Origin of the sequence: Vibrio sp. 14G-20, from assembly GCF_026241515.1 — a bacterium.
GTDB lineage: Bacteria > Pseudomonadota > Gammaproteobacteria > Enterobacterales > Vibrionaceae > Vibrio.
The window spans coordinates 366,924-388,235 of record NZ_JAPHPW010000001.1; the positions used below are offsets into that span (position 1 = coordinate 366,924).

General features: G+C 44.8%; 21 protein-coding genes. 7 read left to right on the forward strand and 14 right to left on the reverse strand.

The window, feature by feature from the left end; all coding sequences use genetic code 11:
* Positions 1-12: 12 nt before the first annotated feature.
* The 5 genes from OQJ75_RS01630 (at position 13) to yacG (ending at position 3,842) form a co-directional block, all read left to right on the forward strand.
* Positions 13-1,242 carry a type II secretion system F family protein gene (locus tag OQJ75_RS01630; protein WP_265970604.1) on the forward strand — a complete coding sequence of 410 codons (1,230 nt, stop codon included), beginning with the start codon at positions 13-15 and terminating at the stop codon, positions 1,240-1,242.
* A gap of 67 nt (positions 1,243-1,309) precedes the next feature.
* Positions 1,310-2,179 (forward strand): prepilin peptidase, encoded by an 870-nt coding sequence (locus tag OQJ75_RS01635; RefSeq protein ID WP_108092801.1) that lies wholly within the window; start codon positions 1,310-1,312, stop codon positions 2,177-2,179.
* Positions 2,180-2,181: 2 nt separating this feature from the next.
* Positions 2,182-2,796, forward strand: coding sequence for a dephospho-CoA kinase (gene coaE, locus OQJ75_RS01640; protein ID WP_265970605.1), 615 nt, complete (start codon positions 2,182-2,184; stop codon positions 2,794-2,796).
* A 26-nt stretch (positions 2,797-2,822) separates the two neighbouring features.
* Positions 2,823-3,563 carry a cell division protein ZapD gene (gene zapD / locus OQJ75_RS01645; protein WP_265970606.1) on the forward strand — a complete coding sequence of 247 codons (741 nt, stop codon included), beginning with the start codon at positions 2,823-2,825 and terminating at the stop codon, positions 3,561-3,563.
* Between the two features lie 81 nt (positions 3,564-3,644).
* Positions 3,645-3,842, forward strand: coding sequence for a DNA gyrase inhibitor YacG (gene yacG, locus OQJ75_RS01650; RefSeq protein ID WP_004735515.1), 198 nt, complete (start codon positions 3,645-3,647; stop codon positions 3,840-3,842).
* Positions 3,843-4,205: 363 nt separating this feature from the next.
* Here the strand turns inward: yacG and rplS are convergent, their stop codons facing one another.
* From rplS to ffh, 5 genes are all read right to left on the reverse strand, one after another.
* Complete coding sequence (gene rplS / locus OQJ75_RS01655) at positions 4,206-4,559, reverse strand: 50S ribosomal protein L19 (protein ID WP_004735514.1); 354 nt, start codon at positions 4,557-4,559, stop codon at positions 4,206-4,208.
* 59 nt (positions 4,560-4,618) lie between these two features.
* Complete coding sequence (gene trmD / locus OQJ75_RS01660; RefSeq protein WP_265970607.1) at positions 4,619-5,359, reverse strand: tRNA (guanosine(37)-N1)-methyltransferase TrmD; 741 nt, start codon at positions 5,357-5,359, stop codon at positions 4,619-4,621.
* A gap of 26 nt (positions 5,360-5,385) precedes the next feature.
* Positions 5,386-5,940, reverse strand: a complete 555-nt coding sequence (gene rimM / locus OQJ75_RS01665) for a ribosome maturation factor RimM (protein ID WP_265970608.1) — start codon at positions 5,938-5,940, stop codon at positions 5,386-5,388.
* 24 nt (positions 5,941-5,964) lie between these two features.
* On the reverse strand, positions 5,965-6,213 hold the full coding sequence (rpsP, locus tag OQJ75_RS01670) for a 30S ribosomal protein S16 (RefSeq protein ID WP_004735508.1): 249 nt from the start codon (positions 6,211-6,213) through the stop codon (positions 5,965-5,967).
* 212 nt (positions 6,214-6,425) lie between these two features.
* Positions 6,426-7,820 carry a signal recognition particle protein gene (gene ffh, locus OQJ75_RS01675; RefSeq protein WP_010435884.1) on the reverse strand — a complete coding sequence of 465 codons (1,395 nt, stop codon included), beginning with the start codon at positions 7,818-7,820 and terminating at the stop codon, positions 6,426-6,428.
* Positions 7,821-8,020: 200 nt separating this feature from the next.
* Between ffh and OQJ75_RS01680 the strand changes: the two genes are divergently transcribed.
* Positions 8,021-8,815, forward strand: a complete 795-nt coding sequence (locus tag OQJ75_RS01680; protein ID WP_248372806.1) for a cytochrome C assembly family protein — start codon at positions 8,021-8,023, stop codon at positions 8,813-8,815.
* Between the two features lie 127 nt (positions 8,816-8,942).
* On the forward strand, positions 8,943-10,214 hold the full coding sequence (locus OQJ75_RS01685) for an HlyC/CorC family transporter (protein ID WP_248372811.1): 1,272 nt from the start codon (positions 8,943-8,945) through the stop codon (positions 10,212-10,214).
* Positions 10,215-10,335: 121 nt separating this feature from the next.
* Here the strand turns inward: OQJ75_RS01685 and luxS are convergent, their stop codons facing one another.
* The 9 genes from luxS to OQJ75_RS01730 all read right to left on the reverse strand — a co-directional run bounded on the left by luxS (position 10,336) and on the right by OQJ75_RS01730 (position 20,883).
* Positions 10,336-10,854 (reverse strand): S-ribosylhomocysteine lyase, encoded by a 519-nt coding sequence (luxS, locus tag OQJ75_RS01690; RefSeq protein WP_017056597.1) that lies wholly within the window; start codon positions 10,852-10,854, stop codon positions 10,336-10,338.
* A gap of 24 nt (positions 10,855-10,878) precedes the next feature.
* Entirely contained in the window at positions 10,879-11,529 is a 651-nt protein-coding gene (locus OQJ75_RS01695) for a hypothetical protein (protein WP_017629422.1), read from the reverse strand.
* Positions 11,530-11,539: 10 nt separating this feature from the next.
* The gene (gshA, locus tag OQJ75_RS01700) at positions 11,540-13,108 is read right to left on the reverse strand and encodes a glutamate--cysteine ligase (protein ID WP_265970609.1); all 1,569 of its coding nucleotides are present in this window, start codon (positions 13,106-13,108) and stop codon (positions 11,540-11,542) included.
* 99 nt (positions 13,109-13,207) lie between these two features.
* Positions 13,208-16,066, reverse strand: a complete 2,859-nt coding sequence (locus OQJ75_RS01705; protein WP_265970610.1) for a M16 family metallopeptidase — start codon at positions 16,064-16,066, stop codon at positions 13,208-13,210.
* Between the two features lie 9 nt (positions 16,067-16,075).
* The gene (locus OQJ75_RS01710; RefSeq protein WP_004741880.1) at positions 16,076-16,537 is read right to left on the reverse strand and encodes a YqaA family protein; all 462 of its coding nucleotides are present in this window, start codon (positions 16,535-16,537) and stop codon (positions 16,076-16,078) included.
* A 6-nt stretch (positions 16,538-16,543) separates the two neighbouring features.
* Complete coding sequence (locus OQJ75_RS01715) at positions 16,544-17,497, reverse strand: NADP-dependent oxidoreductase (RefSeq protein WP_265970611.1); 954 nt, start codon at positions 17,495-17,497, stop codon at positions 16,544-16,546.
* Between the two features lie 172 nt (positions 17,498-17,669).
* Positions 17,670-18,800, reverse strand: a complete 1,131-nt coding sequence (locus OQJ75_RS01720; protein ID WP_004735495.1) for a sodium ion-translocating decarboxylase subunit beta — start codon at positions 18,798-18,800, stop codon at positions 17,670-17,672.
* 9 nt (positions 18,801-18,809) lie between these two features.
* Positions 18,810-20,594 (reverse strand): sodium-extruding oxaloacetate decarboxylase subunit alpha, encoded by a 1,785-nt coding sequence (oadA, locus tag OQJ75_RS01725; RefSeq protein ID WP_265970612.1) that lies wholly within the window; start codon positions 20,592-20,594, stop codon positions 18,810-18,812.
* A 31-nt stretch (positions 20,595-20,625) separates the two neighbouring features.
* Complete coding sequence (locus OQJ75_RS01730; RefSeq protein WP_010435831.1) at positions 20,626-20,883, reverse strand: oxaloacetate decarboxylase subunit gamma; 258 nt, start codon at positions 20,881-20,883, stop codon at positions 20,626-20,628.
* Positions 20,884-21,312: the final 429 nt, after the last annotated feature.

Below are 21,312 nucleotides of genomic sequence, written 5' to 3' on the forward strand. Positions count from 1 at the left end.
CACGGAGCGAAAATGAGTAGTAAAAGCAAACAATCACAACTAAAAAACTACCATTGGAAGGGAATCAATAGTTCTGGCAAGAAAGTGTCTGGGCAGAGCTTAGCGCTCACCGAATTAGAAGTGCGAGAGAAGCTCAAAGAGCAGCATATCCAAATTAAGAAAATCAAAAAGAAAAGTATCTCCGCAATCACTCGCATAACACACCGAGTCAAAGCTAAGGACATCACCGTTTTAACTAGGCAACTCGCGACTATGTTGGCTACGGGTGTGCCTATTGTACAAGCCATCAAGCTAGTCTCAGACAATCACCGCAAAGCTGAAATGAAATCTATTTTGTCTCATATATGTAAGGGCGTTGAGGCAGGAACCCCGATATCAAAAGCGATGCGAACCGCAAGCCGCCACTTTGACGATCTCTACACCGACCTAGTCGCCACGGGAGAGCTTTCCGGCAACCTCGCACAAGTCTTTGAACGCTTAGCGACATATCGTGAAAAAAGTGAACAATTAAAAGCTAAGGTGGTGAAAGCGCTTATCTATCCAGCAATGGTGGTCACGGTTGCGCTGACCGTCTCCTATCTCATGCTAACCATGGTCATCCCAGAGTTTGAATCGATGTTTTCAGGCTTTGGTGCCGATCTTCCCTGGTTCACCCAACAAGTCCTCGACCTGTCTCATTGGATGCAAACTTACAGTTTTTATACCGCCCTAGGCATCGGGGCTACCACGCTGGTTGTTCATCAACTGTGCCAACGTTCTTACTCGATTCGACTATCAGCCAGCCGCTTAGTGTTACGCTTTCCTGTACTTGGTGGCGTAATGGCAAAGGCCTCTATCGCCAAGTTCAGCCGCACCTTATCAACCAGCTTTAGCTCTGGTATTCCCATCTTAATGAGCCTCAAAACCACCGCAAAGACCGCAGGTAATCTGCACTATGAATCGGCGATCATTGAGGTTCACCGTGAAACAGCTGCAGGTATGCCAATGTATATCGCGATGCGTAATACAAATGCCTTCCCCGAAATGGTACTGCAGATGGTGATGATTGGTGAAGAGTCCGGCAACCTTGATGACATGCTTAATAAAGTGGCCTCAATTTACGAGTTTGAAGTAGACAACACCGTCGATAATCTGGGCAAGATCTTAGAGCCATTGATCATCGTATTTTTGGGGACGGTTGTTGGCGGGCTTGTGGTTGCGATGTACTTACCGATCTTTAATCTTATGAGTGTGTTAGGATAGCCAAAAGCAACTAAACACCCATGAGTAGCAAACTTCTGCTCATATAGATCAAGTGGTAAAGGACACTATGGAAGTATTTCACTACTATCCTTGGCTATTCCCCGTATTAGCTTTCATTTTTAGCCTTCTTATCGGTAGCTTCCTCAACGTGGTCATACATCGTTTACCGATTATGATGGAGCGAGAGTGGCAACAAGAGTGCTCGGAGTATTTCTCTCAATATAAAATTCCAGCGCCAGAGGGGAAGTTCAATCTCAGCATTCCTCGTTCTACCTGCCCCAAATGCAAAACCCAATTAAGAATCATCGATAATATTCCAGTACTAAGCTGGTTGTTCTTGAAAGGTAAATGTCATAGCTGTGCTAACCCAATCAGTGCTCGCTACCCTTTGGTCGAACTGCTTACGGCGATACTTTGTACCGTAGTTGCTAGCCACTTTGGTTTCAGTTATTACGCGATTGCGCTGATATTTTTCACCTTTGCTTTGATTACCGCGACCTTTATCGATCTCGATACTATGTTATTGCCAGATCAAATCACCTTGCCTTTAGTTTGGTCTGGTATCGCTTTAGCACTGTTTAATATCAGCCCGGTATCGCTGCAAGATTCCGTCGTTGGAGCGATGGCTGGTTACCTAGCGCTTTGGTCTGTTTATTGGCTGTTCAAGCTATTAACAGGCAAAGAAGGCATGGGTTACGGTGATTTTAAATTGTTAGCGGCATTAGGGGCGTGGCTTGGTTGGCAACATCTACCAATGATCATCCTTTTATCTTCGCTTGTTGGTCTTGTGTTTGGTTTGATTCAACTTCGCTTGAAACAGCAGGGCATAGATAAAGCCTTTCCGTTTGGCCCCTACCTTGCGATTGCGGGATGGGTAAGCTTGATGTGGGGTAACGACATCATGGGTTGGTATTTCACTTCTGTACTAGGAATTTAACCATGGCAATCATTATCGGATTAAGCGGTGGTATCGCCAGTGGCAAAACTACAGTCGCTAACCTGTTCAATGAGCATTTTAATATTGATATTGTTGATGCTGATATCGTAGCACGTGAAGTGGTTGCGCTGGGCAGTGACGGCTTAAAACAGATTACAGAACACTTTGGTGAGTCTATCTTGCTTGAAGATGGAACACTAAACCGAAGTAGACTTCGTGAGCTTATCTTCTCGGATCCTAAAGAGAAACAGTGGCTCAATGATCTTCTTCATCCCATGATCCGTGACAAAATTGACAGTGACCTGTCTAAAATCACATCCCCGTATGGTTTATTAGTTGCACCGTTATTGGTCGAAAACCAAATGCAAGGCATGGCCGATCGCGTATTAATTGTTGATGTGCAAGTAGAAGTGCAAATAGAACGAACGATGAGTCGTGATAATGTTTCTAGGGAACAAGTTGCGTCAATTTTAAAATCACAGGCTTCAAGAGAACAACGCTTAGCAGTTGCAGATGACGTGATTAAAAACCATACTAAAAACCAAGAACTTTTGCCTCAAATCACAGATTTACATCAAAAGTATCTGGCAATCAGTGCTGTAGATGGGTCAGAATAGAACAATGTTGAATGAAGGTTTGCTCGATGATCACCCATAAATTTGAACATCCGCTAAATGAGAAAACACGCATCTACTTAAGAGTCGAATCACTCTTGAGGCAGCTACACTTGTCTTCTACATTTTCCGATGCTCAACAGTATCAACTCTTTTTCCGTTCCATCTTTGATCTGATTGAAATCTTCGAACAGATCCAACTCAAGAGCGAACTCGCAAAAGATATTGAGAAGCAACGTGTGACCTACAAAAGTTGGTTGGATGTTGAAGGTGTCGATCAAGAAATGCTGACATCACTGCTTAATGACATTGGTAATATCTATCGTGATCTAATGCAAGCAGAGCGTTTTGGTCAATCACTGAAGGAAGACCGCTTCCTGAGTGCAATTCGCCAACGTTTTAATCTTCCAGGTGGCTCATGCTGCTTTGATTTACCCGCACTGCATTATTGGTTACACCTTCCTCTCGATAAGAGAGTGAGAGACGCAAAAACGTGGATGGATAGCCTACAGCCTTTGTATGAAGCGCTCACGCTATGGTTGAAACTCACTAGAGAAACAGGTCATTTTAAAGATCAGATTGCGCGTGCTGGTTTCTTCCAGAGCGATGCTGATGAAGCAAATATCCTTCGCCTTTCTATTCCAATGCAATACGGTGCCTACCCGATGATCTCAGGTCACAAGAACCGTTTTGCTGTTAAGTTCGTGAGCTTTGAAACTGGGCAAGCCTGCACTCAAGACATCGAATTTGAATTAGCAATCTGCACCTAATTAATTGTCTTTTATCGTTTGGCTTGAGTACTTATTCAGGCCTAAACTCATTGTTATTATACCTCCAAATAAAGAATCACTATGTCGAAAAAAATCACCATCGTTAAATGCCCTCAATGTAATGCTGACGTTGAATGGGGTGAACAAAGCCCACATCGCCCGTTTTGCAGCAAGCAATGTCAGATGATTGATTTTGGAGAATGGGCAGACGAAGAGAACAGTATTGCTGGCGCACCGGATATGTCGGATAGCGATGGTTGGTCGGAAGATCCACACTAAGCCACTTAACCACTTAACCACTTAACCACTTAACCACTTAACCACTTAACCACTTAGCGTAACGAGTAAATTTTGAAGGGTTGGCGTTTAACGTCAATCCTTTTTTATTACCTATAACACGGCGCTAGTAGAGATTCCCTACTCATTCCTTCGTCAGTCTAGGGAATGACAGACCTGGTTGCCCCATAAGATTAGTAACAAAAAACTCCCTAGCTGTTCGACAGGCTATAAAGATTTATCATTCGTCATCCTCAAGAGTGAGGGATGAGTGAGTTGGGTTCTCTTACCTGCGAAGCTCCAAATGGCAGACACAAAAAAGCGGAGCCAAATGGCTCCGCTTTTATCGATAGAATGCAAAAAGAATTACTTCTTAGTAAGCTTCTCTTTAATACGAGCTGACTTACCAGAACGCTCACGTAGGTAGTACAACTTGGCACGACGTACTGCACCACGGCGTTTAACTTCGATGCTATCAACCATTGGAGAGTGAGTTTGGAACGCACGCTCTACGCCTTCACCGTTCGAAATCTTACGAACTGTGAATGCAGAGTGTAGACCACGGTTACGAATAGCGATTACAACGCCTTCGAAAGCCTGTAGACGCTCACGGTCACCTTCTTTTACCTTAACCTGAACTACAACAGTGTCACCTGGTGCGAATTTAGGAAGGTCTGATTTTAGTTGCTCTTCTTCAAGAGCCTTGATGATGTTGCTCATTTGTATAAATTCCTAGAATAAACTGATACTAAATTTAATAGGTTACTGCTTGCTTTTCGTTAAGAGCGATGCTCTTTAATGAATTCAGCCAGTAATTGTTCCTGTTCGTCAGTCAGAGCTAGGTTTTCCAGGAGTTCTGGTCTTCTTAGCCAAGTTCGGCCCAGCGATTGTTTCAACCGCCAGAGACGAATATCCTTATGGTTTCCAGACTTGAGTACCGATGGTACATCTTTATCGTCTAGCACCTCAGGGCGCGTATAATGAGGGCAATCTAGCAAACCATTTGCAAAAGAATCTTCTTCTGCTGACGCGAAATCCCCAAGTACACCCGGAACAAACCGAGAGACTGAATCAATCAACGTCATGGCTGGTAGTTCACCACCCGTCATCACAAAATCTCCAATCGACCATTCTTCGTCGACTTCAGATTCAATAATGCGCTCATCTACCCCTTCGTAGCGACCACAAATAAGAAGTAAATTCTCGTTTGTTGCCAACTCTTCAACACCTTTCTGGTCGAGTTTACGACCTTGAGGTGAAAGATAGATAACTTTCGTCTTCCCCGGTGCTGCTTGCTTGGCAGTTTTGATAGCGTCGCGCAAAGGCTGAACCATCATTAACATGCCAGGACCACCACCGTAAGGTCTGTCATCAACAGTGCGATGTTTATCATGAGTGAAATCACGAGGATTCCATGTCTCAATAGATAAAAGACCTTTCTTAACCGCTTGACCTGTTACTCCAAAATCAGTAACAGAACGGAACATTTCAGGAAACAGGCTAATTACGCCAACCCACATGTGTTCTCTCGCTCTGTAATTTGGAGTTAGAATCCAGGATCCCAGTCAACTTCGATCCGGCGAGCTTCGCGATCAACTTTCTTGATCACTTGCTCTTCAAGGTACGGTACTAACCGTTCCTTTTGGCCAAAAGCATCTTTAAGATTTGCTTTGATTACTAGAACATCGTTTGAGCCAGTTTCTAATAGGTCAGTGACCTCACCAAGGTTGTAACCTTTAGTGGTAAAAACTTGCATACCAAACAATTCGCGCCAGTAGAATTCATCTTCTGACAATTCAGGTAATGAAGCAGGGTCAATAGCAATTTCAAAGTTGGTCATCAGTTGCGCGTCTTCACGTACATCTAATCCCGCTAGCTTACATACATAACCTTGGCCATGACGTTTCCAGCTTTCAACTTTATACTCAACCCACTCGCCCTTTAGCTTTAAATACCAAGGGCTGTAATCAAATATGCTTTCAGCATTGTCTGTGTAGGAGAACACTTTAAGCCAGCCACGAATACCATAGGTAGACCCAAGTTTACCCATGACAATTCTATTGCTTTGCTCGCTCATCGTTTCTTTACCCTTCATCGACATAAGCTATTTCTCTTTAAAAAAGAATTAAGCCGCTTTTTGAGCGTCTTTAACTAGCTTAGCTACACGATCAGATAGAGATGCGCCTTGACCAACCCAGTGGTTAACACGATCTAGGTCTAGACGTAGACCTTCTTCTTGACCTTGAGCTGTAGGGTTAAAGAAACCTACTTTCTCGATGAAACGGCCAGTTACAGAGTTACGGCTATCCGCAACTACGATTTGATAAAATGGGCGCTTCTTTGCACCGTGACGTGCCAAACGAATGGTTACCATGTCGTCCTCTTTGCTTTCTTAATAAAATAATTAACCCCAAGTATAAGTAAATAGCTTGGGGTCTCGTGCCAAATTAAAGCCCCGGAATTTTACTCTTATTCCGGTGCAATGCAAGGGCTTTAGCTATTTTTTCACCAACATAGCCACCGAACACTTTCTGTGACACGGCTAACACTATGAAAAGTAACGCAGCTAAAGCTTACATTTGTAGATTATCGGCCAAACGGGTTAAAACCACCACCCATTCCGCCCATACCTCCACCGCCGCCCATCATGCCCTGCATGTTGCGCATCATGCCTTTCATTCCACCCTTCTGCATTTTCTTCATCATCTTCTGCATTTGAGTGAACTGTTTCAGCATACGGTTTACATCTTGTACTTGAGTACCAGAACCTGCGGCAATACGCTTCTTGCGTGAGCCTTTGATTAGGTCAGGACGCTGGCGCTCTTTCATTGTCATAGAGTTGATGATCGCTTCCATTTGCTTGAACATCTTGTCATCAACTTTATCTTTTACGTTGTCCGGTAGCTGAGACATGCCAGGAAGCTTATCCATCATGCCCATCATTCCGCCCATGTTCTGCATTTGTCCTAGCTGTTCACGGAAGTCTTCAAGGTCAAAGCCTTTCTTCTCTTTGAACTTCTTAGCCAGTTTCTCTGCTTTCTCGGTATCAACGTTTTTCTGTAGGTCTTCAATAAGAGACAGTACGTCGCCCATACCAAGGATACGAGAAGCAACACGATCTGGGTGGAACGGTTCTAGTGCGTCAGTTTTTTCACCAACACCCAAGAATTTAATCGGTTTACCTGTGATATGACGAACAGATAGAGCAGCACCACCGCGCGCATCACCATCCACTTTCGTCAAGATAACACCGGTTAGTGGTAGAGCATCACCAAAGGCTTTTGCAGTATTCGCAGCATCTTGACCTGTCATTGCATCAACAACGAACAGTGTCTCTACTGGTTTAATTGCAGTATGAAGCTCTTTGATTTCACCCATCATCTCTTCATCGATAGCCAAACGACCAGCAGTATCGACAAGTAGCACATCGTAGAATTTCTTCTTCGCGTGGTCGATTGCAGCGTTTGCAATATCAAGAGGCTTTTGATCAGCTGAAGATGGGAAGAAGTCTACGCCAACATCGCTTGCTAACGTTTCAAGCTGTTTGATCGCCGCTGGACGGTAAACGTCGGCAGACACAACCAAGACTTTCTTCTTGTCACGCTCAGTTAGAAGCTTAGATAGCTTACCTACCGATGTGGTTTTACCCGCACCTTGTAGACCCGCCATTAAGATGACTGCTGGCGGTTGCGCTGCTAGGTTAAGAGCCTCGTTAGACTCACCCATCACAGCTTCAAGTTCAGCTTGAACGATCTTAATGAATTCTTGACCAGGCGTTAGAGATTTAGATACCTCAACACCCACAGCGCCTTCTTTTACGCGCTTAACAAAATCGCGGACAACGGGCAGTGCAACGTCGGCTTCAAGTAGCGCCATACGTACTTCACGCAGCGTCTCTTTAATATTGTCTTCGGTCAGACGACCTTTACCGCTGATGTTCTTCAGCGTTTTGGATAGACGATCCGTTAAATTATCAAACATAGTTTTCTCTTCGCTCAAAACTGCGACTATTACTGTGAGTATACATTAGCGTGGATTAGAGTCATACCCGTTGTAGAGCGTTAATCATCCGTGCTTGTGATGTGAGACATTATTCACTTGGAATTGAATGAGGTTCACCATAGCCCCAAAGAGCGATGCGAGGTATAATTCACCGATTAGTAATCATTTAAATGGATACCATGGACAGTCTTATTGCGATCGCAGCAGCCTTTCTTTATATAATGGCAATTTCCACGATCATTCCAGGTCTCGTGCATCAAACAGGGATCCGTGTAAAAACGGTGTTTATCAGCGCATTACTTGCTCTAGTTTTTCATGCTTTGTTGCTTGGCGATTTGATTTTTAATGCCAGTGGCCAAAACCTCAGTATCTTGAACGTTGCTTCATTAATCAGTTTAATTATCTCTGTGGTAATGAGCGGTGCCATGCTCAAAACCCGTTTGTGGTTCATCTTGCCTGTTGTTTATAGCTTCGCTGCGTTGAACTTGATGGCGGCTACTTTTCTTCCAAGCACCTTTATCAAGCATTTAGAGAACGATCCAAAACTGCTCGTACACATCTCTTTGGCGTTATTCTCATACGCAACGCTGACCATCGGCGCGCTATACGCCCTGCAACTTGCGTGGCTAGATCACAAACTTAAAAAGAAAAAAGCCTTAGTGATAAACCCTAACCTACCTCCTTTAATGATGGTGGAAAGACAGCTTTTCAAGATCATTCTGATTGGTAATGGCTTATTAACGGGTACTTTATTGACAGGCCTTATCTTCGTACAAGATATGTTTGCTCAAGGAAAGGCGCACAAAGCGGTATTGTCTTTTATCGCTTGGGTTATCTACTCCATTCTTTTATGGGGTCACTACCAAAAAGGTTGGCGTGGACAGAAAGTCACTTGGTTCGCACTTGCGGGCGCCAGCATGCTCACATTAGCCTACTTCGGTAGCCGCTTCGTTCAGGAAATCATCCTGAACTAGTCTGTAAAATAAAGGCAAGGTCTCACACACCTTGCCTTTAAAATATTGAGTCCGTTAGATTCAATTGACATCTCGACCATGTTCGGTCATAAATTAATCAAGATACACAAATAGGAAAAGAATAGTTTTGGACGACATATCAACGGGTATCTTATTTGCGCTACTCGCGTGTCTCATTGTAATTTCTGGTTATTTCTCTGGTTCCGAAACGGGCATGATGTCCTTGAACCGCTACCGTTTAAAGCACTTGGCCAATACGGGTCATAAAGGTGCCAAACGCGTAGAAAAACTTCTGAACCGCCCAGACAGATTGATTGGCCTCATTCTCATCGGCAACAATCTCGTCAACATTCTTGCATCTGCGATCGCTACTATTCTTGGTATGCGCATCTACGGGGATATCGGTGTAGCTATCGCTACAGGTGTACTGACTCTCGTGATCCTCGTCTTCGCCGAGGTAACACCAAAAACCATCGCCTCTTTATTTCCTGAGCGTGTCTCTTACGCGAGTAGTATCCTATTGATGATACTAATGAAGGTTCTGTCGCCATTGGTGATCTTAGTGAACTTCATTACTAACGGCTTCATTCGTATCTTAGGCGTCAAAGCCAGCCATGACGCAACGGACCACTTGAGCTCAGAAGAGCTTAGAACCGTGGTAAATGAAGCAGGTAGCCTAATCCCTCAGCGTCACCAAGATATGTTGGTGTCGATTCTAGATTTAGAGCACGTGACCGTGAACGACATCATGGTGCCTCGTAATGAAATCACCGGCATCGACATCAATGATGACTGGAAATCAATTGTTCGCCAACTGACTCACTCTCCTCATGGTCGTGTGGTTCTTTATCGTGATCAAATAGATGAAGTGGTTGGTATGCTTAGATTGCGTGAAGCTTACCGCTTAATGCTGGAAAAAAACGAATTCAATAAAGAGACCCTGCTGCGTGCGGCAGATGAGATCTACTTTATTCCTGAAGCGACGCCACTCAACATTCAACTGCTTAAGTTTCAGCGCAATAAACAGCGTATCGGTTTGATTGTTGATGAGTATGGCGACATCAACGGCTTGGTTACCTTGGAAGATATTCTGGAAGAGATCGTTGGTGAGTTTACCACTTCAATTGCACCAAGCTTATCTGAAGAGATCACGCCGCAAAGCGATGGCAGCTTCTTAATTGAAGGCAGTGCCAATATCCGAGACATCAACAAAGGCTTGCAGTGGGCATTGCCTACCGATGGCCCAAGAACACTGAATGGTTTAATATTGGAGCACCTTGAAGATATTCCAGAGAGTCATCTGAGTGTTCAGGTTGCCAGTCATCCAATGGAAATCGTAGAACTCGAAGAGAACCGTATCAAGCTGGTACGTGTGTTCCCACAGATCGTGAACGGCTAACTGAGTTATCACTGAATCTCTGTCTCGCCCTAAAATACGTTGACGAAAAAGGCCCGGTTCATTGAACCGGGCCTTTTAGTATCTAACTCGCCCTATCTATATCTAGGGTAGCTATCAATGACTAGTCGATTTTAAGCTCTTGTAGCATCGACTCTGGTAGTGCCAGTTCATCATTCTTGTTTACAGAGATGCCTGCAGCGATGATTGCATTCGCGATCTCTTTCGCTTCATCCAAAGAGTGCATTGCCGCGGTACCACATTGGTATTCGTTCAGCTCAGGGATCTTATTCTGGTTCTCAACTTTCAGTACGTCTTGCATAGCCGCCAACCAACCGTCAGCCACTTGTTGCTCTGTAGGCGTACCAATCAGGCTCATGTAGAAACCAGTACGGCAACCCATAGGTGAGATATCGATGATCTCTACATCTGAACCGTTCAATTGATTACGCATGAAACCAGCGTATAGATGCTCTAGAGTATGGATACCTTTCTCAGATAGGATGTCTTTGTTTGGCGCGGTAAAACGCAGGTCAAACACAGTGATGGTGTCCCCTTTTGGGGTTTGCATTGTTTTAGCAACACGAACGGCAGGGGCGTTCATGCGTGTGTGATCAACAGTGAAACTATCTAATAAAGGCATTGCTCTTCTCCATGACGTCTGGCTTTAAAAAAACCAGCTTCGATTGTCTTCTAGTTCTTTGCGGCACTGTTTCAGCTGCCATCCATAATCTTTTGCTTGCTGTTCAACTTTACGCGCCACCTTAATCAGCGATGGTTTGCTGTTGTATGACTTGCGCTTATAACCACCACGGCCTTCATGATAAGCCAGATATTGGTTATATGGGTCCCATAACGAGATACCCAATTGACGACGCGTTTCGCTGGTATACCAACCGATGAACATCAATGCATCATCAAAGTTGGTTCTTGAGCCACCGTTATTGGTCGCCTTTTGGAAATCTTCCCAAGCAGGGTCTTGAGCTTGTGCATAACCGTAGGCACTACTCACACGACCCCACGGAATAAAGCCAAGAATGTAATCTTTAGGCGGGCGCGCATCATGACGATAGCTACTCTCTTGTTTCACAAAAGCCATCGCTACGTTGATCGGTGTGCCCCACTCTTCTTGCATATCGAGTGCATCTTCATACCACGAAGGGTGTTCTCTAAAGATGCTACACAAATTATCTTGCTGCTTTGGCGGTGGCGTTGCACATCCAACCAATAGGCTAGAGACAACACCAACAGTCACTACAGGTAACCATTTACTACTCACACGAGTAGGCTGACCTAATAAGGCTTGCTTCCTTTCCACCAACGTCTCGCTATGCTTTTAAATACGAAAAATAATCCGCTAAGAAGCTATCAAAATCTTGAGTGCTTGCTTCTTCACTTTGTTGCTGAGCTGTCACAGAGCGTTGAACTTCTGCTTCCATCAACTCTGCTGAATACACTTTGTATTGGTGTGCTTTGTGTTGCTGAGCGTATGTTTTACCAAGCGCGCAGCCCACTTTCCCCAAACCACCCAGTATCTTGGTCTCTTCTAGCAACTGGCCAGAAATGGTCAGCTCTGGGTTGTCAATCCAAGCTTCAAGCGTATCGCACGTTTCTTGGTATGCACGACCACCTTGTTCAGCGTCCATCATCTCGGCAATAGAGCGCAGATCTTTGAAGACACGCTTCGCCCAATCTTGCAGAGACAGTCGCTCACCGTGACAACCGATTTGCAATTCTAGACCAACTTGACGACCTTCTAAGATCACCTTGTTCCAGTTATCACGCCAGCATTCAAGTTCGCAGTTATCCATCTCAGCAGAGTCGGTTAACACACTCCAAGTTAGGAATAAATCTAAGAAGCGAACTTGTTGCTCATTGATACCAATTGAGCTGAATGGGTTTACGTCTAAAGAGCGAACCTCGATGTACTCGACACCAGCACGAGCTAGTGCTTCTGATGGCTTCTCACCACTTTTAGCCACACGCTTAGGACGAATTGGCGCATAAAGCTCGTTCTCGATTTGAAGAACGTTGCTATTCAACTGACGGTATTCACCATCAACTTTGGTACCAATTTCGGCAAACTCTTCCGATGGTGTGCGAATCGCTTGGTTCAATCCCTCTAGGTACTGGTCTAGGCTATTAAAGCCAATTTTCAATACACTTTGAGCACTGTTGGTGTAGCCAAGATCGCTCAGACGTAGTGCCGTTGCTTTTGGTAGATACAGCGTCTCGCCAATTTTTTCAAAAGGTAGCTTTGTCTCTCTGCCTTTGATGAAAGAAGGACATAGTGCAGGTGAAGCACCGAAGAAATAAGGAATTAACCAACCAAAACGGTAGTAATTACGAATCAAACCAAAGTAAGCATCGGACTTAGATTCACAACGCGCTTCTTCGGTTTGCTCTCCAAAAAGGCTATCCCAAAAACTATCTGGGAAAGAGAAGTTGAAGTGAACACCTGAAATGATCTGCATCAGGCTACCGTAGCGACGCTTTAAGCCTTCACGATATAGAGTCTTCATCTTGCCATTGTTAGAGGTGCCGTATTGCGCTAGCTGAATGTAATCTTCACTGCCTACATAACAAGGCATAGAAAGCGGCCACATCTTTTCGCCATCTAACTTGGTTTGTGTGAAATGGTGGATATCAGACAACTGATTCAAAAGCGTCGGAACGTCGTTAGAAACAGGCGTAATAAACTCCAGTAGCGACTCAGAAAAATCGGTCGTTACCCATCCGTTCATCAACGCAGATCCCAAAGCCTTTGGGTGCGGCCCAATCGCAAGATGCCCATCTTCCGTGTAGCGTAACGTTTCCCTTTCAACACCACGACCAAATTGAGAGAAGGTCTTAGGGTTGGTTGCAACTTGCTTTAGTCGCGCAGCAAAATCAGTCAAAATTCAGTTCACTTATCTTATATCGTTCTGATTAGAACTATCATAAATTAGGTCGGAGGAGAAAAATAGAGTCTTTTTCCTCCCCCTTTAATGTGTACTCTAACGAATGATTTCAAGCTCTTCTATTGGAATATCTAACTTTTCTAGTTGAGGACGAAGCGAAGCCGCGTCGCCAACAACAATTATTTGATAATCATTCGGGTCAAACCATTTCTTAGATAGCTCGTTTAACGTCTCTTTTGAGACAGTTTCAACTATCTGATTACGTTGTTGCAGGTAATCTTCGTCAAGGCTCAGCGCAACAATATTACTCAACAACCCAGCCTTTTGACTTGGTGTTTCGTATTTAAGTGCATCTTGTTGACCGACGGCAAGGCGCATAAATTTCACCTCTTCGTCAGTTAATCCACTCTGACTAAATTCATTTAGCTCAGAGATAAACTCTTGAATCGATGGAACCGTCGCATTAGCTCTCACTTGAGCACTGAATACCACCGCGCCCGTTTCACGCGTACTGGCGAAGTAACCGTTAGCACCGTAAGTGTAGGCTTTGTCCTCACGTAGATTCTGGTTGATACGGCTATTGAAATTACCGGCTAAATTAAAGTTAGCCAACTGGCTCAAATACAACTCACCGGTCGCATCAAAAGGTAAGCCTTTACGCACCAAACGAACAATACTTTGCGGCGCACCCGGTTTATCAACTAAATACAAGTGCTGACCAGAAAGCTCTTTGACGATCTGTGGACGCGTTAGTGGTGCCGCATCGCCTTGCCACTGTTCAAAGAATTGTAGCTGTTTCCCTACCTCTTTCTTCGAGATGTCTCCAACAACAACAATATTGGCACCTTCTGGTGTGTAATGTTGCGCATAGAATTTTTTCACATCGTCTAAGGTCAATTTCGATAGAGATTCCTTAGTGCCATCACTTGCGCGAGCAAAAATGCTGTCGCCAAATAGCACTTCACGAGTTGCTTGAGAAGCCATCCAGCTTGGCTGTTGGTGTTGATAGACAACGCCTTCAAGCATCTGCTTCTTAACACGTTCAAAGTCTTGCTCATCAAACTTAGGCTCAAATAGAACCTCTTGCACAATCGCTAAGGTTTGAGGCAGATTTTTCTCTAGCGTCGAGACTGAAATATCTGTGGTGTAACTGCCCGCACTAATGCTCACACTGCTACCTAGCTTATCTAAGGTAGCCTGTAATTCTTCAACCGTTCGCTTAGTCGCCCCCTCTTCCATCATCGAAGCCGTTAAGTTCGCTAAGCCTTCTTGCCCTTTGCGAACATAACGCTCGCCAGCTGGAAGTTGAATTTGTAACTGTACTGTCGGCGTTTCACTAGTCACAGTACCAATCAAGTCAGTGCCGTTCGAAAAGTGCATGCGATACAGCTCAGGCATAGTCGCTTCAACGCCAAAGTTCACTTCTGGCATAACGCTGCGATCAAATGTGTTCGGTGCTTTTCTGAAATCAAGCTGATCTTCAGTGACCTTGGCATATTCAGGTAACGTGCGAGCTGGAGTGGTGAATGTAGCTTCACGAACCGCGAGATCGAGCTGCTTCTTTGGAACAACACTGAGTGTCACCTTATGCTTACCCTCGATGAAATCTTGGTATGCCTTACTGACGCTTTCTGGTGTTACCGCTCGGATTTGATCAAGTTGCGATTCAATACGATCCGGTTGACCATAGAAGGTCTGATTCGAAGCCAGCTGTGAGACTTTCCCTTTAACACTTTGCAGAGCGAAAACCGCATCCGCTTCAGCCATACCGGTAATTTGGTCTAAGCGCTCTTGTTCAACACCTTCTTTCGAGAACTGTTCTAAGGTATCCATCAACTCTTTATTAAGAACCGTCAAATCCCCTTTTTTACCAGAGTCGCCCATCGCATAAACATACATGGTACAAGCCAATTCAGCACAGTCATGGAATGAACCTGCACTCACCGCTTTTTGCGTCTTAACCAAGTTTTGATATAGGTAACTGTTGGTACCAGAACCTAAAACATTAGACAGTGCATTTAGCGAAGCTTGTGTTTCTTCACCACGATAAGTGGTTGGCCACCCCACAAGCACCATCGGCTGACGAATATTATCTTTTAAGGTGATGTACTTATCTTCAGTCAGCACTGCAGGTTGTTTCTCAGCAGCCTTAACTTCTGGACCTTGAGGGATAGGACCAAAGTACTTGTTAACCCATTCTAGCGTGTCATTAACATCGATATCACCACCGATAGTCAGTACCGCATTATTTGGGCCGTACCAGCGTAGGAAGAACGCCTTAAGGTCATTAACATCGACACGGTCAAGATCTTCAACATAACCAATTGGTTGCCATGAGTAAGGGTGACCTTCTGGGTAAAGCGCTTCACCCATACGTTCCCACATCAAGCCATAAGGACGGTTTTCATAACTTTGAGCACGTTCGTTTTTAACCGTGCCTCTTTGAACTTCAAATTTCTTCTGAGAAACAGCATCCAACAAAAAGCCCATGCGATCTGATTCTAACCACAACATTTTCTCAAGTTGGTTAGATGGAACGGTTTCAAAGTAGTTAGTTCGATCACGATTAGTCGTGCCGTTTAACGAGCCACCAGCCTCGGTAATGATCTTAAAGTGCTGTTGGTCACCAACGTTCTCAGAACCTTGGAACATCATGTGCTCAAAGAAGTGAGCAAAGCCTGACTTACCAATCTGCTCACGTGCAGAACCTACGTGATAAGTGACATCAACATGCACCAACGGATCGGAATCATCAGGAGAAAGAATAACGGTCAAGCCATTTTCAAGCTGATATTTCGCATACGGAATCACGACTTTATCTTTAGAAGGCTTAACTTCTTCTAACAAGGTGACCCCTTCCGGAAGCGAAGAAAAGAAGGGTGTTGAGCTAGGTACATTGTAAGAACAGCCAGCGATGGCGATAAGAGAAAATGTACCAAGTAAAACCTTTTTCATAGGTTCTCCTTAGAAAAAACCGAAGTAGATAGCAGCAAGTAAGCTGTAGCGAGCGGCTTTACCAATCGCTATCAAAATAACGCTAGGGATAAATTTCATTCTCAGCCAACCCGCCGCGAGACACAAAGGGTCACCAATAACGGGTAACCAACTGAATAACAGTGTCCAGTAACCATAACGGCTCAGCCAAGCCATAGCCTTATGACCATGCTTTTCAGATTGAGTTCGATTGGGCAGCCACAAACCAATCCAATAATTGGTCAGGCCACCTAACGTGTTACCAAGTGTCGCTATGAGAATAATCGACGATGTTGAGAACTGATCTAAGCTCAATGCAGCCACAAGGCTAGCTTCTGAACCACCGGGTAGTAACGTGGCACTCAAGAAGCCACTGATGAAGAGTACCCACAGCGCCGAGTCCGAGAACCACAGCGCGATATTTTCAAAAAGAGAGTTAAAAAATTCTAGCACTGCATATCAACTTTCTTGCATTTTAAGTAGCACCTTGCCTCTGGTGTGTCCGGTTTCAACTTGTAGATGCGCCGACTTCGCCTCGTCTAACTGGTAGATACCTTGAATTTCTGTTTTGAGCAATCCGACACTGACCATGTAAAGCATAGTGTCCATTTGCTCAGGATTTGGTTCAACCAACATGCCTGATGCCGTAAAGCCCAATAGTGTTGCTTTTTCACAGATCAATTCTGCAGATAGAGTGGGGACTGTCACGACTCTTGCGTCATCTTTCAGGCACTTCAACGCATCGAGAGCGGTATCGCCACCGACCAAATCAATCAGTACATCGACATCAGATACTCTTTCTGATGCTGGCGCAAACTTATAGTTAATCGCGTGAGCACCTAACGTCGCAAGGTAATCAAGATTGGCTTCGCTGCAGGTTGTGTAAACCTCAGCCTTCGCTGCCACCGCTATTTGAACCGCTAGATGACCAACACCGCCTGCGCCCGCTAAGATGAGCACGCGGTCACCTTCTTTCACTTCAGCTTTGTTGAGTGCCTGTGCTGCTGTTTGGCTGGCTAGTGGTAATGCAGCTGCCGCTTCTAGAGTAACCGAATCAGGAACCATGCTTAATGCAGCCTCTGGAACACTCACATATTGGCTATAACCGCCGCCTTGCAGCGGAAAACCAATAAAGCCTGCTACATTATCACCAATAGTAAAGCGTTCAGCCTGATCGCCTAGTGTGACAATTTGACCTGAAATATCGTAACCCGGCACCCAAGGAAGATTGTCTTTGTTTTGTGCTGCTGCCCAACCAAGGCCGGCACGGGTTTTCACATCAATCGGATTAATGCCCGAAAAGGAAACTTTAACCACCACTTCTCCAGTCTTAGGCTCAGGAATAGCACTGGTTTGAATACTTAGGTTTTCGACGCCGCCGAATTGAGTAATCGCAATCTGTTTGTTTTCCATTTCCACATTTCCTTGATTGATAAAAGCCCTAGAGAGCAAACACCCTAATTGATAAAAAAGAAAGGGATGCGAAAGCATCCCTTTGACTATAAACCATTTAATAAGGCGAAGTTAACCGCTCATTCGTAAATTGACGACCAATTAACGTAACGACACATGACCAAGCAGTTCATTAGCCCACGAGAGCTAATAGAATACCTGCGGCAACCGCACTACCAAGTACACCTGCCACGTTCGGGCCCATTGCATGCATCAACAAGAAGTTCTGAGGGTTTGCCTCAAGACCAACCTTGTTTACAACACGAGCCGCCATAGGAACCGCTGATACACCAGCCGCACCAATCAGTGGGTTGATGTCTTCTTTAGAGAAGCGATTAAGTAGCTTAGCCATTAATACGCCACCCGCCGTACCGATACTGAACGCCACCGCACCTAAACCTAGAATACCCAGTGTCTCTAAGTTCAAGAACGTATCCGCTTGAAGCTTAGAACCAACACCTAGGCCTAGGAAAATAGTCACGACGTTAATCAGTTCGTTTTGAGCTGTTTTTGAAAGACGATCAACTACACCCGCTTCACGCATTAAGTTACCTAAACAGAACATACCCACTAGAGGTGTTGCTGAAGGTAGGAACAGAATTGTCATCAGTAGTACAGCAAGCGGGAAAAGGATCTTCTCGGCTTTACCAACGTGACGTAACTGCGCCATCTTAATCTTGCGTTCTTCCGGCGTCGTTAGCGCTTTCATGATTGGCGGCTGAATAATAGGAACCAAAGCCATGTAGCTATAAGCTGCTACCGCAATGGCACCTAAAAGATCAGGAGATAGTTTACTTGCTAAGAAGATCGCGGTTGGGCCATCGGCACCACCAATGATCGCAATTGACGAAGCATCGGCCATTGAGAATTCCATTCCTGGAACATAGTTCAGCAAGATCGCACCAAATAGCGTTGCGAAGATACCAAACTGAGCTGCAGCCCCTAGCCATAACGTTTTAGGGTTAGCAATCAACGCACCGAAGTCCGTCATTGCACCTACACCCATAAAGATCAGCAGTGGGAAAATACCCGTTTCAATACCAATGTAGTAAACGTAATAAAGCAAACCACCAGGATCAGTAAACCCTGCATTTGGAATGTTTGCTAATACGGCACCAAAACCAATCGGTAGTAGAAGTAACGGTTCAAATCCTTTACGAATTGCCAAAAACAACAGTAAGCAACCGACCAACATCATACAGATCTGGCCGAACTCAAAGTTAGCAATACCTGTTTCAGACCATAAGGTCATCAATCCTTCCATAGGACTCCCTTACGCTAAGCTTAGTAGTGGAGCGCCTACAGTAACTGCATCGCCTTCTTTAACATTTAACTCTTGAACGATACCACCACGAGCAGCACGAACTTCGGTTTCCATCTTCATCGCTTCCAAGATCAGTAGCACATCACCTTCAGCCACTTCAGCACCCGGCTGAACGATAACTTTGAAGATGTTGCCCGCTAACGGAGCTGGAACGGCTTCTGCATCAGAAGCCGCAGCAGGTGCTGCTTGAGCCGCTTGTGCAGGTTTCGCTGATGGAGATACCGATGTCAGTTCACCTTGAGGACCAACTTCAACATCATAAACTTGACCATCAACCTTCACGCTGTAGCTTTCAATACCACCAGCAACAGGTTGTGGTGTAGCCGCAACAGGAGCTGCCGTTTCTGCAGTCGGTGCAGGTTCAAATGCTTCAGGGTTACGACGGTTCTTAAGGAACTTAAGGCCCACTTGTGGGAAGAGCGCGTAAGTCAGTACATCATCAACCGTATCTTCAGCTAGAGAGATACCCTCTGATTTCGCTTTCTCTAACAGATCCGTCGTTAACGTATCCATTTCAGACTTAAGTAAATCGGCAGGACGACAAGTAATCGGCTCTGCACCGTCTAGAACTTTCGCTTGCAGTTCAGCATCCACTTCAGCAGGTGCTTGACCGTATTCACCTTTCAGTAGACCAGCAGTCTCTTTCGTGATGCTCTTATAGCGCTCACCGGTTAAAACGTTAATAACTGCTTGAGTACCGACAATCTGAGACGTTGGTGTTACTAAAGGAATGTAACCCAGCTCTTTACGTACGCGTGGGATCTCTTCTAGAACTTCATCCATGCGATCGGCTGCGCCTTGTTCTTTAAGTTGGCCTTCCATGTTAGTTAACATGCCGCCAGGAACTTGAGCGATCAGGATACGAGAATCGACACCTTTCAGCTGACCTTCCCATTTCGCGTACTTTTTACGTACATCACGGAAGTAAGCTGCGATTGGTTCGATTTGGTCTAGTTTGAGATTGGTGTCGCGCTCTGTACCTTCTAACATCGCAACAACCGTTTCGGTTGGCGTATGACCGTAAGTACAGCTCATTGAAGAGATAGCGGTATCTAGAATGTCGATACCCGCTTCAACGGCTTTAACCGCTGTTGCAGTCGATAGACCGGTTGTCGCGTGGCTATGCAGCGCTAGAGGAACGTCACACGATGCTTTGATACGTGTAATCAGCTCTTCCGCTTCATACGGCTTTAATAAACCGGACATATCTTTGATACATAGTGAGTGACAACCTAGGTCTTCTAGACGTTTGGCCAAATCAACCCAAGTATCTGAGTTGTGAACCGGACTGGTTGTGTAAGACAAGGTACCTTGAGCGTGGCCACCAACGTCGATCGTTGCTTTCACTGCTTTTTCAAAGTTACGTACGTCATTCATCGCATCAAAGATACGGAATACGTCCATGCCGTTTTTATGGGCACGTTCAACAAATTTTTCTACTACATCATCCGCGTAGTGACGGTAGCCCAATAGGTTTTGACCACGCAGTAGCATCTGCATTGGTGTGTTTGGCATCGCTTTTTTCAGCTCACGCAAACGCTCCCACGGATCTTCTCCAAGAAAACGGATACACGAATCAAACGTCGCGCCACCCCAAGTCTCTAAAGACCAGTAACCAACTTTATCCAGTTCTGCCGCAATAGGCAGCATATCTTCGATACGCATACGTGTAGCAAATAGTGACTGGTGCGCGTCACGAAGTACCACATCAGTGATAGCTAGTGGTTTAGACATGCTCATAAACTCCTTTTTAATCCTTTAAATGCTACTTAGCAGTAGACGCACGGTATTGGTGAACCGCGGCCGAAATTGCTGCCACTACCTGTGGACTAACAGCAGAAGGGTTTGATTGTGATTTTTTAATTTTTTTAGGTGCTGCGATCGGTTCAGGTACTTCTTCTGGTACCAGTTTTGACATCAACCGAACGAGGTAAACTAGAATAGTTAGGAAAATAAAGACAACGGACATTCCCGTTATCATTAGAGTTGCTGCATCTCCTAGCAGGCTTCCAATATTAGTCATGTTGCTTCCTTTCTTCGTCATCCTGACATAGGTGCAGGATTTCAGCGAATAGTGATCCCGACCCATGGATTATCTCGATTGGTAAAAGTTTGTCAATTTTGTTTAAGGTTCTGTTACGGATAACGCACACATAAGGTTAATTATTCGCCTATCAGATCACATAAATCTGTCAAATGAGTCATTTTTAGATATTTAAACTGTGACTTAAACGGGGCTTTTCTGGGAAATGATATGAGAAAGGTGGAATAACAAAGAAGCAATCAAGAATTACTTTAAATACAACAAGTTAAAAAAACCGTAAATTTAACATTGTCGCAACAAATTTACAGCAAGCATAAAAAAAGCCTCGTAAAAACGAGGCTTTCTCTAATAATGTGGTGCGCCCTGGAGGATTCGAACCTCCGACCGCCTGGTTCGTAGCCAGGTACT